This is a genomic window from Plectonema radiosum NIES-515 (genome assembly GCF_025753815.1).
Classification (GTDB): domain Bacteria; phylum Cyanobacteriota; class Cyanobacteriia; order Cyanobacteriales; family Nostocaceae; genus Hassallia; species Hassallia radiosum_A.
The window spans coordinates 13,082-27,832 of the sequence record NZ_JAOWRF010000154.1 but is presented as its reverse complement, the minus strand read 5'-3'; the positions used below and the strand labels follow the sequence as shown (position 1 = coordinate 27,832).

General features: G+C 41.9%; 16 protein-coding genes. 8 read left to right on the top strand and 8 right to left on the bottom strand.

The window, feature by feature from the left end:
- Positions 1–30: 30 nt before the first annotated feature.
- From cobQ to OGM63_RS10415, 4 genes are all read left to right on the top strand, one after another.
- Positions 31–1,512, top strand: coding sequence for a cobyric acid synthase CobQ (cobQ, locus tag OGM63_RS10430; RefSeq protein ID WP_263745453.1), 1,482 nt, complete (start codon positions 31–33; stop codon positions 1,510–1,512).
- A 12-nt stretch (positions 1,513–1,524) separates the two neighbouring features.
- Positions 1,525–1,764, top strand: coding sequence for a 2Fe-2S iron-sulfur cluster-binding protein (locus OGM63_RS10425; RefSeq protein WP_263745452.1), 240 nt, complete (start codon positions 1,525–1,527; stop codon positions 1,762–1,764).
- Positions 1,765–1,909: 145 nt separating this feature from the next.
- On the top strand, positions 1,910–2,128 hold the full coding sequence (locus OGM63_RS10420; RefSeq protein WP_263745451.1) for a type II toxin-antitoxin system HicA family toxin: 219 nt from the start codon (positions 1,910–1,912) through the stop codon (positions 2,126–2,128).
- Positions 2,115–2,333, top strand: a complete 219-nt coding sequence (locus OGM63_RS10415) for a type II toxin-antitoxin system HicB family antitoxin (RefSeq protein WP_263745449.1) — start codon at positions 2,115–2,117, stop codon at positions 2,331–2,333. Before OGM63_RS10420 ends, OGM63_RS10415 begins: the two co-directional genes overlap by 14 nt.
- Positions 2,334–2,358: 25 nt before the next feature.
- Here the strand turns inward: OGM63_RS10415 and OGM63_RS10410 are convergent, their stop codons facing one another.
- The 5 genes from OGM63_RS10410 to ald all read right to left on the bottom strand — a co-directional run bounded on the left by OGM63_RS10410 (position 2,359) and on the right by ald (position 7,963).
- Positions 2,359–2,808 (bottom strand): SRPBCC family protein, encoded by a 450-nt coding sequence (locus OGM63_RS10410; protein WP_263745448.1) that lies wholly within the window; start codon positions 2,806–2,808, stop codon positions 2,359–2,361.
- Positions 2,809–2,964: 156 nt separating this feature from the next.
- Positions 2,965–4,401 (bottom strand): 9,9'-di-cis-zeta-carotene desaturase, encoded by a 1,437-nt coding sequence (gene zds / locus OGM63_RS10405; RefSeq protein ID WP_263745447.1) that lies wholly within the window; start codon positions 4,399–4,401, stop codon positions 2,965–2,967.
- Between the two features lie 174 nt (positions 4,402–4,575).
- Entirely contained in the window at positions 4,576–4,746 is a 171-nt protein-coding gene (locus tag OGM63_RS10400; protein WP_263745446.1) for a ribbon-helix-helix domain-containing protein, read from the bottom strand.
- Between the two features lie 289 nt (positions 4,747–5,035).
- Positions 5,036–6,217 carry a bilin-binding protein gene (locus OGM63_RS10395; RefSeq protein ID WP_263745445.1) on the bottom strand — a complete coding sequence of 394 codons (1,182 nt, stop codon included), beginning with the start codon at positions 6,215–6,217 and terminating at the stop codon, positions 5,036–5,038.
- Positions 6,218–6,871: 654 nt separating this feature from the next.
- Positions 6,872–7,963: an alanine dehydrogenase gene (gene ald / locus OGM63_RS10390; RefSeq protein ID WP_263745444.1), complete on the bottom strand. Its 1,092-nt coding sequence runs from the start codon at positions 7,961–7,963 to the stop codon at positions 6,872–6,874.
- A gap of 315 nt (positions 7,964–8,278) precedes the next feature.
- Between ald and OGM63_RS10385 the strand changes: the two genes are divergently transcribed.
- The 3 genes from OGM63_RS10385 (at position 8,279) to OGM63_RS10375 (ending at position 10,716) form a co-directional block, all read left to right on the top strand.
- Positions 8,279–8,449, top strand: coding sequence for a CAB/ELIP/HLIP family chlorophyll-binding protein (locus OGM63_RS10385; RefSeq protein WP_375340477.1), 171 nt, complete (start codon positions 8,279–8,281; stop codon positions 8,447–8,449).
- A 569-nt stretch (positions 8,450–9,018) separates the two neighbouring features.
- The gene (locus OGM63_RS10380) at positions 9,019–9,312 is read left to right on the top strand and encodes a hypothetical protein (protein ID WP_263745443.1); all 294 of its coding nucleotides are present in this window, start codon (positions 9,019–9,021) and stop codon (positions 9,310–9,312) included.
- A gap of 348 nt (positions 9,313–9,660) precedes the next feature.
- The gene (locus OGM63_RS10375; RefSeq protein ID WP_263745442.1) at positions 9,661–10,716 is read left to right on the top strand and encodes a WD40 repeat domain-containing protein; all 1,056 of its coding nucleotides are present in this window, start codon (positions 9,661–9,663) and stop codon (positions 10,714–10,716) included.
- Between the two features lie 135 nt (positions 10,717–10,851).
- Here the strand turns inward: OGM63_RS10375 and OGM63_RS10370 are convergent, their stop codons facing one another.
- The gene (locus OGM63_RS10370; RefSeq protein ID WP_263745441.1) at positions 10,852–11,070 is read right to left on the bottom strand and encodes a type II toxin-antitoxin system HicB family antitoxin; all 219 of its coding nucleotides are present in this window, start codon (positions 11,068–11,070) and stop codon (positions 10,852–10,854) included.
- Between the two features lie 618 nt (positions 11,071–11,688).
- Between OGM63_RS10370 and OGM63_RS10365 the strand changes: the two genes are divergently transcribed.
- Positions 11,689–11,991 (top strand): beta/gamma crystallin-related protein, encoded by a 303-nt coding sequence (locus tag OGM63_RS10365; RefSeq protein ID WP_263745440.1) that lies wholly within the window; start codon positions 11,689–11,691, stop codon positions 11,989–11,991.
- A 170-nt stretch (positions 11,992–12,161) separates the two neighbouring features.
- Here the strand turns inward: OGM63_RS10365 and OGM63_RS10360 are convergent, their stop codons facing one another.
- Together OGM63_RS10360 and ctaD are read right to left on the bottom strand one after the other, a co-directional pair.
- Positions 12,162–12,785: a cytochrome c oxidase subunit 3 gene (locus OGM63_RS10360; protein WP_263745439.1), complete on the bottom strand. Its 624-nt coding sequence runs from the start codon at positions 12,783–12,785 to the stop codon at positions 12,162–12,164.
- 147 nt (positions 12,786–12,932) lie between these two features.
- A complete protein-coding gene (gene ctaD, locus OGM63_RS10355) occupies positions 12,933–14,669 on the bottom strand; it encodes a cytochrome c oxidase subunit I (RefSeq protein WP_263745438.1) in 1,737 nt (578 codons plus the stop codon).
- Positions 14,670–14,751: the final 82 nt, after the last annotated feature.

Below are 14,751 nucleotides of genomic sequence, written 5' to 3'. Positions count from 1 at the left end.
CCTTATCTAGAAAAATCGCAATAATTATTTATGAAATCAATTATGGTAGTGGGGACAACATCCCACGCAGGTAAATCACTGATAACCGCAGCTCTTTGTCGCATTTTAGCGCGGCGTGGCTGGCGAGTGGCTCCCTTTAAAGGTCAAAATATGGCTTTAAATTCTTATGTCACCGCGAATGGGGGTGAAATGGGTTACGCGCAAGCGGTACAAGCTTGGGCTGCGGGAGTCGTTCCTTGGGTAGAAATGAACCCAATTTTACTCAAACCCCAAGGAGATATGACCTCCCAGGTAATTATTAAGGGTAAGCCTGTAGGCAAAGTGGGTGCCGCAGAGTACTACGAGCAATATTTTGACCTGGGTTGGCGAGCAATTGAAGAATCGCTTCAGCATTTAGGAACAGAGTTTGATATGCTGGTTTGCGAAGGTGCTGGTAGTCCGGCAGAAATTAATCTTAAGCACCGCGACTTAACAAATATGCGGGTAGCGAAACATTTGAATGCAGCAACGCTACTGGTAGTTGATATTGACCGGGGTGGTGCTTTTGCCCATGTTGTGGGTACTTTGGAATTACTAGACCCAGACGAACGCGCTTTAATTCGGGGTGTAGTAATTAACAAGTTTCGGGGACAGCGATCGCTTTTAGAACCAGGAATCAAATGGTTAGAAGAGCGTACTGGTATTCCCGTCGTCGGTGTTATTCCTTATTTAGAACATCTGTTTCCGGCGGAAGACTCGCTTGATCTACTGGATCGTCGGTCTAACAAAACCAGTAACGAGCTTAACATTTCGGTTATTCGCTTACCGAGAATTGCCAATTTTACCGACTTTGACCCCTTAGAATCAGAATCCTCAGTTGCGATAAAATACTTAAGCCCCAAGCAAGATTTGGGACATCCAGATGCTGTAATTATTCCCGGAACAAAAACCACAATTCCCGACTTGCTATTATTGCAAAAAAGTGGTATGGCAGAAGCAATTCAACATTATGCCGCATCTGGTGGTACAGTTTTGGGTATTTGCGGTGGATATCAAATGCTTGGTCAAATGATAGCCGATCCTGAGGGGATAGAAGGACAAGCTGGCAGATATCAGGGTTTGAATTTATTACCCATCAAAACGGTGATTACGGGACAGAAAATCGCCCGTCAGCGTCAAGTTAGCTCGAATTTTCCGCAAATGGGCTTGCCGGTAAATGGCTTTGAAATTCACCAAGGGCGATCGCGCATCGAAATGCCAGGAACAGATTCCAAAGCTTTCCAAGCTTTATTTGACGATATTAATTTAGGCTTGGTAGATAGTTGCCAATCAGTTTGGGGTACTTATCTCCACGGCATTTTTGACAATGGTCCCTGGCGTCGCGCTTGGTTAAATCGCCTGCGTCAACAGCGCGGTTTAAAATCTCTACCTACGGGCGTTGCCAACTACCGCGAAGAGCGAGAAAATATTTTAGACTCTCTCGCCACGGAAATAGAACGCCATTTAGACTTAACTCCATTTTTGTCTCAGTAGTACAAATGTTTTATGAGTGTTCGCATCCGCTTTTTACCAGATGATGTCACCGTTGATGCCGAAGTAGGAGAATCTCTGCTGGATGTAGCACATCGAGCCGGGATATTCATTCCTACTGGTTGTTTGATGGGGTCGTGTCATGCTTGCAGCGTCGAATTAGATGATGGTGATATCATCCGCGCTTGTATTACCTCAGTACCGCCAAAAGACGAAGAATTGACAATTAATTTGTTTAGCGATCCAACTTGGTAGTTATGACAGATTTAAGCCATATCTGTAGAGACGTAAAGCGTGGAACGTCTCTACCAGAAATTTGAATTTTCTGCCTTTATATTTACCAATGTCCTTTTTTATTAAGCTTTATTCCTTTAATCTATATAATTTTTTTTTATAAGTAATGCCAAAGAAAATTCGGGAGCTTAAGCAAATGCTTCAGAAAGCAGGTTTTGCTGAACTCCCAGGCAAAGGAAGTCACACTAACTGGATACATCCTTTGTACCTGGGAAAAATCACCATTGCTGGCAAAGATGGAGCAGATGCTAAACGCTACCAAGAAAAAGAAGTAAAACAGGCAATTGAGGAAGTTGAAGGCAACAAACAAGATGACGAAGCTTAAATATCAAATGGTTATTCAGTGGTCTGTTGAAGATAACTGCTTTTTGGTAGGGTTTCCTGATTTTCCCGGACAACGCTTCAGGACTCATGGTGATACGTACCAGTCAGCAGTAGCCAATGGAATTGAAGCATTAGAGTCTTTAATTATTGCCTATAATGCTGCCGGTGATCCGCTTCCAGAGCCAACCGTTTGCACAGCAGCGTAAATTATGTAGTCCTGTCTGCTTTTCTCTAAAATGGATTCGATTTAACCTTGAGAGCGTATTCTCTAAACCGGTCTAAATCAGCTTGAATCGTAGATTCTACCGCTCGTCCCAAAAACAAATTATCCATGATTTTGCCAAGGATACCGGGGATAGCATAGGAGATACTAAGTTTAACAATACTGCTATCTTTGCGATCGTAAAAGCGAATCGCTCCTTGATTCGGCAAACCATCAATTGATTCCCATTGAATAATTTGATTGGGAATCATTTTCAAAATCCGGGATTTCCAGCTAAACTGCAAACCACCAGTATTAAGCGTCCAAATAGATAGCTCTGGATTATCTTCGGGAATCTTGACCGACTCAATCCACTTCATCCAGCGCGGCATCTGCTCCAAATCTGACCAGAGGCTCCACACTAACTCTATAGGAGCCTCTACCTCTACCTGCACGCTATGCTCTAGCCAATCTGCCATTAGACATCTCCAGAATTTAATTATGCGTTGCCCGAAACCCTTGTAAAGACGTTCCAGTGGAACGTCTCTACGTCTTTTCTGGAGATGTCTATTCTTTCTTCTTCCTTCGCGTCCTTCTCCTTCGGAGACGCTACGCGAACGCGTCTTTGCGGTTCGTTAGTTCTTCAGATTCTCTAAAATTACCTTCGCCGCACGCCGCCCAGAAACTGTCGCTCCCTCCATGCTATCGATATAATCTTGCTGGGTGTAACTACCTGCCAGGAAAAAGTTAGGTACTGGTGTCTTTTGGTGAGGACGGTAAACATCCATTCCTGGTGCTTCCCGATAAAGAGACTGAGCAAGTTTCACCACACTGTACCAAGTCATATTTAACTCTCGCGACGAGGGAAACAACTCGTGTACTTGTTTGAGGACATGAGAAGCGATCGCCTCATTAGTTTGTTTAATAAACGGGTCTCCGGGTGTCAGCACCAATTGTAACAAAGAACCCTCACCTTTTCGATAATAATCAGCGGGGCTAGTCAAAGCCAAATCCGCAAAACAAGAAAAGTCAGCATCGGCAGTATATAACAAATTATCCAGCCCCGCCGCATAATTTAGCTGTTTGCGTTTCTGGGCATCTTGGAGTTCTGTCACCCAGCCATCGAACCGCAACTGCACTGTTGCCACTGGCACCGCTTCTAACTTATAAATATTGTCAAACTCCGACCATTTACGCCACTCTTGTGGTATAATTCGCTGAATTCCAGGGACATCGCAAGCAAAGACGTAAGCATCAGCGGTGATATTTTCTTCTGTCTCACCTTGGGCAACCGTGATAGCAGTAACGTGAGTTTCTTCCCCGGAAGTAAACTTAATTTCTCGCACTTGCCGACGCGTGTAAACTTTGGTTCCTCTTGCTTCTAAATATTCGAGGATTGGCTTGTGCAAATACTCTTGGGGCGAACCTTCTAACATTCGCAATATTGATGCTTCAGTTCTGACTGCAAATAACTGAAAAATTGTCAACATACAACGGGCAGACATATTTTCGCAATCAATAAAACCCAACGCATAAGCGATCGGATTCCACATACGTTTGATGCTACCATTACTGCCGCCGTGACTGCGGAACCAGTCGGCAAAGCTAACTTTATCTAAGTTGCGGATATTTCTCATCGCTCCATCAAAATCTACCAAACCGCGCACTACTGGGCTTGTAGCTAAGGCTAGAGCATTCTGCAATTTATCCAAAACCGAGAGTTGAGAAGTTGTAAAAAATGCTTTGAACCCATTAAATGGGGCACCTGTAAAGAAACGAAAATCTAGCGCACCAGTTTGTCCCCCTTTGTTGACAAAAGTGTGGGTGTGTTCTTTGAGGCGTAAGTTGTCAAATGCCCCGACCTTCTTCATCAATTCAAATAGCTGGTAGTAGCACCCAAAAAACACATGCAAGCCCATTTCAACGTGATTGCCATCCCCATCAACCCAACTACTAACTTTACCACCCACAAAGGGACGGGACTCGAAAATCTGGACTTCACAACCTGCATCAGCTAAATCTACTGCTGTTGCTAGTCCAGCCAGTCCCGCACCTACGATTGCAACACGCATTCCGTCTTTCCCTTTCAACTTCTTTACAGATTGTAACTGGGTTAGTGCCGGAATTTGCTACTTGTATTTAGTTATTAGTCATTAGGCACGGTCGCATTGGGCACACTCGCATTGGGTATGGGTAATAATTCTTTTTCTAGTCCAACCATATAAGCGTCTCTAGTTCCATTGTTATCAACTTTTCACTCCATTGATATCGTCAGAAATTTGTAACCCTCGAATCAATTCTCGTATCACATCAGTTGCTGGTCTACCTGTCTGTTGACAATATTTTTCCAGTTTTTCTGCTTCTTGTGTTGCAAGATTTACAGTAATACGTTTGACAGCCCACTTTTTATTAGTCATTACCATGTTATTTGCTGTATCTTAAGATCATGAAAACAACTTAACTCAGAGATTAAAATGATAAGAATATCAGAGTTATTGTCACGAAACAAGCAGTTTAACTAAAACGAAAAATTGTGATTTGGTGACAGGATTCCTCATTTTCTAATAAAATGTGAAAAGCAGAACTTAATTATTGCTGTTGTGACAGGATATTGAGCGCACACTGGCTGAAAAGGAAATGCAGTCAGTGAGAAAATGACTTAAGCAATAATGTAAAATTTTATAAATTAAGTTCAGATATTTTCTGTTAGCTAAATAACGCTTGCCAAAATTCGTCATCAACTTTGTCTGATTTTCTCTCGAAATCCAGCTCACCAAATACTTCTGGAGAGAACATTTGCCACAAAACCTGAAAATATGGCATTAAGGTGTTAGCTTGTTTGGGAGTCAAGCGATCGCTAATTTCTTGTCCTAGCAAGTGCAGCATTTGACGAACAAGCTCCCACTGCACTTTTAATGTCGGATAAAGCATGACGCACAATGGAAATAATTCTTGTTGAATCGCAGATATATCTTTTTCTAAACCGCATACCCAAAGGTAGACTTGAAACATTTCTACATCTCGAATACTAGATATTTTAACCACCGGATCGCTCAATAAACCTGTGTAAGAACGATAATTTGGATAGATTTCGACGATCTTTTGGAAAACATTTTTGGCAATTTGTGTGCTGGCAGGTAAAAGTTGTTGTACTGCTGAGAGAGCATAAGAATCATAATCATGTTTAGCTGCGGCTGCATAAGCGCGTTGTAGTGGCATATACAAGTGATCGTCAATGACTTTAAAATATGCACCAACAAAGGATCGCTCTAAAGAGGAAAGTGGTTTTAAAAGCATCTCGCTAGTGTAATGAAATTGCATATTCACAAAGCCAATAACTCTAGGATCGTCTTGAGTATATTTACGCCGCATCGCTCCAACATTTGCACCAATTGCCGTTGCTAAGTGGCTAGGTGCCACCTGTTCAGTGTAAATTTCTAGCGCCTTTTTATAAAGTGACTCATCTTCACGAGCCAATTTTATTACCGTAGATAGTTGCCGCAATGGTGCTTGTTTAGTATAGACATCTAAAACGGTTCGGTAAATATTAAAAGAATCAGCTGCAATTTCCCAAGGGTTAATCAAATTGGGTTTGATGTTATGTCGTTTGACTTCTGCGGCTAAAAGTGCTTCAGTTTTGTTCCAAGCTTTTGCACTAACGCTGCGTAGAGATTCCATTAATTTGTTAGCTGTTTTTTTTCGTCCCGCTTCGGAGACAACTTCTTTTAAACTCACCGTATCAGTAGTTTGTTTATCGTCTTCATCAACTTGGAGGTTTTGCAAATACTTTTTAGCCCATTGTTGCGCTAAAGATTCAACACCTCCCTTGTTTTCTTTTTCTAAGCTTGGCTTGAAACTACTGCCAAAAAAATCTTGATGCAGACCCATAATAATGTGTTGTTAAATTGTAATAAGAAAAAGCATTGTTCTAGGCAATTCTTTTTCTTATTCGTTCATTATAACTATTCTTTCTGAGCTTTAAGTAATCTTTATTCAAGGAACACGTAATGTTATTTTTTCTTATTTGTAAAAAAATTACAAAGTAATAAATATTAGCCTAAAGTTTTGATTAATTCTATTGACAAATAAATAAGTACTTATTAAAAACTCGCCGAGTTAAAAAGCAGCTATTTGCACTCTAGCGGGGGGAGAAAAACCACGCTACTTGCGGGTGGGGCTAAAATGCTGTGCCTGAAAAGGATCAGGGGTGCTTTTGCCCGCGATTCCACTTGATTTGTACCTTTTCCCCTAAGCTCGACTTGATCCAAAATTAAAAAATCGGGTTTGTTTTTTTGGCAAAAACCCTAGCTTTGTGGCAAATACTTTTTCCATATGACTGATTTTCGATCAAGTCCAAAAACTAAAACTACCACCCGACAAAGGTTTCAAGGTCAGGTTTTGGATTTAGTCAAAATGGATCAAGTCGAGCGAAGCATTGCTGCCCCATACAAAAATAGGACTTACGCATTTCAACGGAATTTGAACCGCTGCGTAAATCCTATATAAATACGTAGGTATGAGTAAGCTAAGTATCGGAAAAAACTAATTTACTAGGTCCGGAAAAACTGACTGCACCGCAGGATGGACTAAGTGATGATTCTGTACATTTACACCTTTGGCTAACGCTGGGTTAATTTCTAACGCTTTAGTTCCGAGATTTGCTAACTCGACAACGTATGGTAAGGTACTATTGTTGAGAGCTTGAGTTGCTGTCCAAGGTACTGCCCCTGGCATATTGGGAACGCCATAATGAACTACATCTTCTTCTATATATATAGGGTTGGTGTGAGATGTAGGATGTAAAGTTTCTACGCAACCGCCTTGATCCACGGCAACATCGATAATTACAGAACCAGGACGCATTTGTTTAACTAAGTCACGCTTGACTAAAATCGGTGCCCTACGTCCGGGAATTAAAACTGCACCAATAAGCAAGTCGGCTTCAATGAGCGCAGTTTCGATGTGGGCAGAGTTACTGTAGATGAGTTCGACTCTAGAGCCAAATAAAGTTTCTAAGTAAGATAAACGCTCAACATTAACATCTAAAATCTGGACAGTAGCACCCATCCCGACAGCAATTTTCGCGGCTTCTGTGCCAACGACACCACCGCCTAAAATTACTACTTTACCTGGTTTAACACCGGGAACACCGCCCAAAAGAACACCTCTACCACCTTGTTGACGTTCGAGAAACCTGGCACCAAATTGTACCGATAAACGACCGGCAATGATGCTCATGGGAGAGAGCAAAGGTAATTTGTTGGCACCAGGTTGTTCCACAGTTTCGTAGGCGATCGCACATGTACCACTATCTATTAAATGCTCGGTCAATTTGCGATCGGCTGCTAAATGCAAATAAGTAAACAGTAACTGCCCTTTTTGTAAAAATTTGTACTCTGATGTCAGTGGTTCTTTCACCTTGACAACTAAATCCCGATTCCAAGCTGCATCAGGTGTAGAAACAATTTCTGCCCCAACGCTTTTATAATCATCATCTGTAAATCCAGCACCAGTACCAGCGTGTGTTTCGACAAAAACGTTGTGACCATTTTCCCCCAACACCCGCACGCTAGAAGGACTCAACCCTACCCGAAACTCTTGATCTTTACTTTCTTTGGGAACACCAACTTCCATTTACTGCCTCTGATTGATTTTTTGTTTAACTTTAGCCTGCCAGTTTCTAGGTTGCTACTTCCGTATTAGAGATAGCTAATTATTTATGAGGCTAGTTGTATTATCCTTACCTGTCGTCTTTCTAATTGCCCTTGACTATTGCTCCAGTATTCTTAGAATATATAAAGAATAATTAAAAAATGTTACGCAAGGGCAATAGTGCGGAAATTTTGCCAATTTTTTAGTTGGCATTTGAGCACTACTATGCTGTTTCATTTCCGTTGTTCCGACTTATCAATGTAAAGTTCAGTTTGCCGAAAATACGAGTTATTTATGATGACACAACCACAACCGACCGTTACGCCAAAATTAGAAGAGCCGAAATTTGGCTTTAATGAATATGCTGAACGCTTGAATGGTCGAGCTGCCATGATTGGTTTCATGTTGATGGTGGGGATTGAATTTTTCACCAACCAAGGAGTGCTATCATGGCTGGGTCTAAGGTAGAGATGCGATCGCACAAGCTTCACCATTACTTCTGCCAGCTTGTTAAAAGTTGTAAGCGTCGGTAAATCGAATTTGAACTAGTTAGTACTAAGTAAGTCGGTGCTGACATTTCAAGCTATGTTAAGAAATTTAAATGTAGGGTGCGTTAGCTGCGAAAGTACGGCGCCGTCAACAATTCCAGGTGCGATCTAGGACATAACACAACGCAACTTGCTTCAACGCAGGAAACCCACGCAACGCAGTGGCTCCCCTACACACAACTTATATTTCTTCATATACATTTACATTGAATTTTTATCACCGACTTACTTAACTAGTTAAAATTACAACTTAATTGCAAATTACCTTGCCTTGCGAGTCGTTTAATGCTCAACGGGGCACACGCTTTGAGTGTAAGTGTTATCCTAGACTTGCAAGTATATGCAAGCTGCTTAATTTCTACACTTCTCTCCCCCTACTAAAGATAATTATAATTTCTGAAGTGGCTCTGATTAAAAGTGGCTTGTTCGGGTGAGGTATTCTCGGTAAATTTACGCCTATTTTGTGAACAAAAACCAATCAAGCAAAAGATGAATGCTGTATTACCTCGTTTTTTGAAGTCAGCGTATCGTAGAGAACCATTAGTTAGTGCATTGATCACGATGGGCATTATCGAAGCGCTAATTGGTGGATTTGACGATAGCTGGTCGTTGTTCGCTTTTGGTTTGGGAACTGCTGGTATAACCCTTGGATGGCGCTGGTTAAGCATCCAGCAGAGTCGTCCTTTGCCAGAAGAGCCTGTGGTGCAACATTATTTGCCCTCTCGCTCGTCTAGCTCTGCTTTACCACTGCTAACCGTTTCTAAGAAAAAACCATCCTTGTAGAGACTTCGTCCGATCGCGTCTCTACCTAAGTACAGACGTTCTGTCCGGAACGTCTCTACTAAAGTTAAGTAATAACTCGTAACTTATAATTCGTAAGGCTGGAAAAATTAATTAACGCGCCTACTCACATCTTGCACCAACATGTCATGCAAGAAAAAAGTTACTAAGTATTTATAGCTTTTCCGACTGCCAGGGACTATAAGTCCCTCTCTTATAGCTGAAGTCCTCGGAAAGAGGACTGTTTGAGAATATTTTATTTATGTAAAATTAGCTACTAAAAACTGTTCAATTCATTGTTTATGCCTAAAGGTGCAAGATATAAGCCTATTGAAAAAGTGAGGAAAAAGAGTGAGGAGTAAGGGAAAAAGTAGGGGCTGTATTTTCTTTCGTCCATATATTATTTTTGCATTTGCTACATCTGTTGCCCTTCCTCTTACGTTCTGGGAAGGGTTTTGTGTTCGTGCGGCTGATGCTAATGTTGAGGTAATACCATCCCAAGCTCCTCAAAGCTTTGCTAATCCACAGTTACTTTATAGTTTTAGTGGACACGCAGGAACGATTAAATCTTTAGCCTTCAGTCCAGATAGCAAAGTTCTGGTGAGTGGGGGTGCTGAAAATGAGGGTGTAATTCGTTTGTGGAATACACACAATGGTAAAAGGGTAGGAACTATTCGCAAAGCGCACAAAACAGCTGTAGAATATTTGCTGATTTCACGGGATGGTAAAACTTTAGTCAGCTGTGGTAGTGACAATGTGATCAATCTTTGGAACCTGAAAAACAATTACTTTATCCGCTCTTTTGTTGGGCATACCAGTAATATATTGTCTTTAGCGGTGTCGCCTGATAGTAAGGTTCTTGTTAGTGGTGCTTTAGACGGAATTCGCATGTGGGATTTGTTACAGCAGCGTCCCCTAGCAACTCTGGCACGATTTGATAATGCAATTTTTACTCTGGCGATAAGTCCAGATGGTCAGACCCTTGCTAGCGGTGATAATAAAGGTGTAGTTAAACTGTGGGATTTGAGTAGTGGTAAGTTAATTCGTGGATTTGCAGCGCATTCTAATACAGTTAGCGCGGTAGTTTTTACACCAAACGGAAAAACTTTAGTTACTGCTAGTGGCGATCGCACGATTAAACTTTGGAATTTGAACAGTGGAAAACTAGGTAAAACTCTCACAGGACATGATAACTGGGTGAATGCGATCGCCATCAATCCAGATGGACAAACTTTAGCTAGTGCTGGTAGAGATGGAATTAAAGTGTGGAATTTGACTACAGGTGAGTTAATAAAGACACTTTATGGACACTCAGATTGGGTGAGTGCGATCGCTTTTAGTCCTGATGGTCAAATGCTGGCTAGCGGTGGTTTTGATAAAAAAGTTAAACTTTGGCGCAGTCAGTAAATTACAGCGATTTTCAAGTAAATAAACCACATTATTTTTATCTCACGCCAAGTCGCAAAGTCGCAAAGGAAGAAATAAAGAAACAAGAGTGTGGTCTAAATACATGAAAATTGCTGTAAAGTAAGCGATCGGACGTTAGATGTAGTTATCAGCGTCAACAACCTTCATGTTCGCAGGCAAACTTCGTCCAAGCTCCTCATAAGCTTCAACTACAGCAGCTAAAGCATCACGGACATTAATTAAAACTTCCTCAACTGTATCTCCCTCAGTAAGTAACTCTGGTAGAAGCGGCGATGTGACAGTGAAACCACCCTCAAGTTGCGGTGATAGCACTAATGGTACTTTGTAAAGCATTAGAAATCATCTTCTGTTAAGCTTCACAGAAATAATCCGAGTGCCTGTAACTAGATTATCACCTTGAAATAGCTAATAAGTAGAGCAACTAAATTAAAGGTAAAACCATACTCTAGGTGTATTAGCAAAACTGTAACGCACCGATATTTTCTGGAAGTCGCCATAGACCAAAAATTTTGATTGATAAGCGGTTTGGATGCGATCACCACAAATTTTTGATATTTTGCTTATATGTCTCTCCTACACCACCTACACAGGCAATTGTGGAAACATTTCACCAGCAACGTGGAGATGCACCTAGAAGCGACGGTAGGCACTATAGGCATTAAATTGATGTATAGTTGGAGTAACGTGCCTTGTAGGAGCTAGCAGATGGGTTGGCTTATAGTGGTTTACACCAGGTTTTTATTTAGGGACTAATAAAAAATTAACCCCTAGAACCAACGGTAGGTACTAAGGGCATGGATTGTATAGGTAGTTAATTGGTGGCGCTTAGATTTTTGTGAATAAGTGCATAATTTCTTTTCACTCACACCCATAAGATTGTAGAAAAAAAGCTAAATAAATTAAACGCTTTAAACAAGAAACTAACCTTAAAAGTTTTTTGAGAAAGTGTTTATGCTTTTTTTGACAACAAAAACTAGTTCTGGAGAAAAACAAATGGCTGAAATGATTGTCTTTTCTGATTCTAACTTCAGAGGAGAATCAGGAAGTTTTACCCAAGATTTGCCAAATATCGGAAATTTTTGGAATGACAAAATTACATCTGCCAGAGTAGTATCTGGTACTTGGCAAGTTTTTGGAGATACTAACTTTCAAGGTAGAAATATAACACTTCCACCTGGGGATTATCCTAATCTTGCAATAAGTCCTGGTGGTATCGATAACGATAGCATTTCGTCAGTCAGGATTGTAGGATAATTTTTCATAAAGTATCACTTCTGTTTAGTCGTCAACCATCTGCGTGGCTGAGGATTTTTTCTGTCAGTTTTCAAAAAATTATCGCTTTGTAGGATGTCGTCTAAATAAAGCTTTAAATAAAAAACCCCCATTATGGAGGTTTAGTTGTAGCATCAAGAAAAAATTGATACTTAAAGTAGGTATATCAATCCGAAAAGGATAATCCAAATCACGTCAACGAAGTGCCAGTAAATTTCCGCAGCTTCGATGCCAAAGTGCTTTTCGCTATTGTAGTGATCCTTAGTGCGCGATCGCCACAATACCGCAAGAATCGCCACAACGCCGATGGTAACGTGCAATCCGTGGAAGCCAGTCAAGACGTAAAATGCACTGGCAAACAAATTCGTAGTTAAACCAAATTCCAGATGGGTATATTCATATACCTGACCTAGTAAGAAAGTAATACCCATTGCCGCAGTTATCGCCAACCAAATTTGCATACCCCGCGCATCGTTCTTTTTAATGGCGGTGTCAGCATTGTGCATGACAAAACTGCTAGCAATCAGATTGACAGTGTTGACTCCGGGGAGCAACAATTCTAATTCTGGTGTGCCTTCTGGGGGCCACACAGGTAAACTAGCACGGAAAACGAGATAAGCTCCAAACAGTCCGATAAAAATCATCCCCTCAGCGATGAGGAAGACAATTAGACCAAATATACGATGGTCTGGATGTTCTTCGTGATGAGCCTCTGTTGTTGCCGCGTGGTGATGGTTGAGAGCCGTTTGAGCTGGGTCAATAGTTTGACTTTGCATGAATCTTTAATATTTATAGCTGTGTCGAAGAAATTTTGGACGCTTAGGCGCTTGGGCTAGAAGCTAGGGGTAGAAGAGAGAAAATGAAAACACACATCCTACTCCCTACTCCCTACTCCCTACTCCCTACTCCCTACTCCCTACTTTCTATTTGCGGTCTTCGGGATTTGCCGCAACCGTTGGATCTGGTTTGGCGCGTAATACAGAGTTAGGACCGCCAGACAAAACTGGATTAGGATCGTCTAAGGGTACACCTTCTTTCGCTTTTTCCAAACCGTAGTCGTAAGGTCCGGTAGCCAATACTGGAAGTTTGTCAAAATTCTCAATCGCTGGTGGTGAGGTAGTCATCCACTCTAAAGTAAGAGCATCCCAAGGATTGTTGCCGGCTTTGGGACCATACATCCAACTCCAAATCGCATTGATAATGAAGGGGAATGTGGAAACTGCCAGTAGATAAGCACCGTAGGTGCAGATTTCATTCAGAGATGTAAATTTGGGGTCATACTGGGCAACACGTCGGTTCATGCCCATCATTCCCAGCTTGTGCATGGGTAAGAATGCCATATTTAGACCGACGATAGTTAGAGTAAAGTGAACCTTACCCCAAAATTCGTTCATCATTCGTCCGGTCATTTTCGGGAACCAGTGGTAAATCGCGGAATAAATGCCGAGAACGCTACCACCAAACAGGACGTAATGCAAGTGTGCTACGACAAAATAGGTGTCGTGGACGTGAATATCAAAAGGCACTGCCGCCAACATTACGCCACTGATTCCGCCGATGACAAAGGTGCCGACAAAGCCCATTGCAAACAACATGGCGCTTGTCATGCGGATTTTGCCACCCCACATAGTTGCCAACCAGCTAAAAATTTTAATACCGGTGGGTACGGCGATGATCATGGTGGTGATCATGAAGAACATCCGCAACCAACCGGGGATACCGCTGGTAAACATGTGGTGTGCCCAGACGATTAGTCCCAAAAAGCTGATGGCGAGACTGGAGTAGGCGATCGCTTTATATCCAAAAATCGGCTTGCGGGAATTAACCGGGATCACCTCAGAAATCGCCCCAAAAAAGGGCAAAATCATGATATAAACCGCTGGGTGCGAGTAAAACCAGAACATGTGCTGGTACACAACCGGATCGCCACCACCAGTCGGGTTAAAAAATGTCGTTCCGGCAATTAAGTCAAAAGACAACAAAATTAAACCCGCTGCTAGCACTGGTGTTGATACCAAAGTCAGTGCTGAAGTAGAAAGCATTGCCCAGCAGAACAAGGGCATTTGGAAAAAACCCATACCGGGGGTACGCATCTTCAGCAAGGTGACAAGGAAATTAATTGCCCCCAAAATCGAAGATGTCCCCAGCAAAAGGACGCTCATAATCCATATTCCCTCACCTACCTGACCTGTAACCAAGCTCAAGGGAGGGTAGGAAGTCCAACCGGCATCGGGTGCATCGCCTACCACTAAACTGCTGATTAGCAATATACCAGCTGGCGGAATCATCCAAAAAGCGACAGCATTCAAGCGGGGGAATGCCATATCTTTTGCCCCAATCATCAAGGGGATCAAGTAGTTAGCAAACCCCGCACCCGCTGGCACAATCCACAAGAAAATCATGATTGTGGCGTGCAGCGTAAACAAACTGTTATAAACTTCAGGCGTAACAAAATCTACATCTGGCGTCCGTAGTTCCGTGCGAACTAAGTCAGCCATTACCCCACCAATACAGTAAAAAACAAACGTTGTTACTAGGTATTGAATCCCAATTACCTTATGGTCGGTGTTAAAGCCGAAATAGTCTTGCCATTTTCTTCCCCCTGGTTCCTCATTGAGGGCAGGGATATTCGCAGTTTCCTGCAACTGTGCTTGTGTCATAAAAGTCCAAAGTCCAGAGTCCAGAGTCCAGAGTCCAAAGTCAAGAGTCCAAAGTCCAAAGTCCAAAATTCTGACTATTGAC

Bases quoted from the DNA above. Each gene is read 5' to 3' on its own strand.
- OGM63_RS10380 (WP_263745443.1), top strand. From the start codon at position 9,019: ATGAATGCTGTATTACCTCGTTTTTTGAAGTCAGCGTATCGTAGAGAA.
- OGM63_RS10360 (WP_263745439.1), bottom strand. From the start codon at position 12,785: ATGCAAAGTCAAACTATTGACCCAGCTCAAACGGCTCTCAACCATCAC.
- ctaD (WP_263745438.1), bottom strand. From the start codon at position 14,669: ATGACACAAGCACAGTTGCAGGAAACTGCGAATATCCCTGCCCTCAAT.
- OGM63_RS10395 (WP_263745445.1), bottom strand. From the start codon at position 6,217: ATGGGTCTGCATCAAGATTTTTTTGGCAGTAGTTTCAAGCCAAGCTTA.
- OGM63_RS10410 (WP_263745448.1), bottom strand. From the start codon at position 2,808: ATGGCAGATTGGCTAGAGCATAGCGTGCAGGTAGAGGTAGAGGCTCCT.
- OGM63_RS10385 (WP_375340477.1), top strand. From the start codon at position 8,279: ATGACACAACCACAACCGACCGTTACGCCAAAATTAGAAGAGCCGAAA.
- OGM63_RS10370 (WP_263745441.1), bottom strand. From the start codon at position 11,070: ATGCTTTACAAAGTACCATTAGTGCTATCACCGCAACTTGAGGGTGGT.
- OGM63_RS10420 (WP_263745451.1), top strand. From the start codon at position 1,910: ATGCCAAAGAAAATTCGGGAGCTTAAGCAAATGCTTCAGAAAGCAGGT.
- OGM63_RS10400 (WP_263745446.1), bottom strand. From the start codon at position 4,746: ATGACTAATAAAAAGTGGGCTGTCAAACGTATTACTGTAAATCTTGCA.
- cobQ (WP_263745453.1), top strand. From the start codon at position 31: ATGAAATCAATTATGGTAGTGGGGACAACATCCCACGCAGGTAAATCA.
- ald (WP_263745444.1), bottom strand. From the start codon at position 7,963: ATGGAAGTTGGTGTTCCCAAAGAAAGTAAAGATCAAGAGTTTCGGGTA.
- zds (WP_263745447.1), bottom strand. From the start codon at position 4,401: ATGCGTGTTGCAATCGTAGGTGCGGGACTGGCTGGACTAGCAACAGCA.
- OGM63_RS10365 (WP_263745440.1), top strand. From the start codon at position 11,689: ATGCTTTTTTTGACAACAAAAACTAGTTCTGGAGAAAAACAAATGGCT.
- OGM63_RS10415 (WP_263745449.1), top strand. From the start codon at position 2,115: ATGACGAAGCTTAAATATCAAATGGTTATTCAGTGGTCTGTTGAAGAT.
- OGM63_RS10425 (WP_263745452.1), top strand. From the start codon at position 1,525: ATGAGTGTTCGCATCCGCTTTTTACCAGATGATGTCACCGTTGATGCC.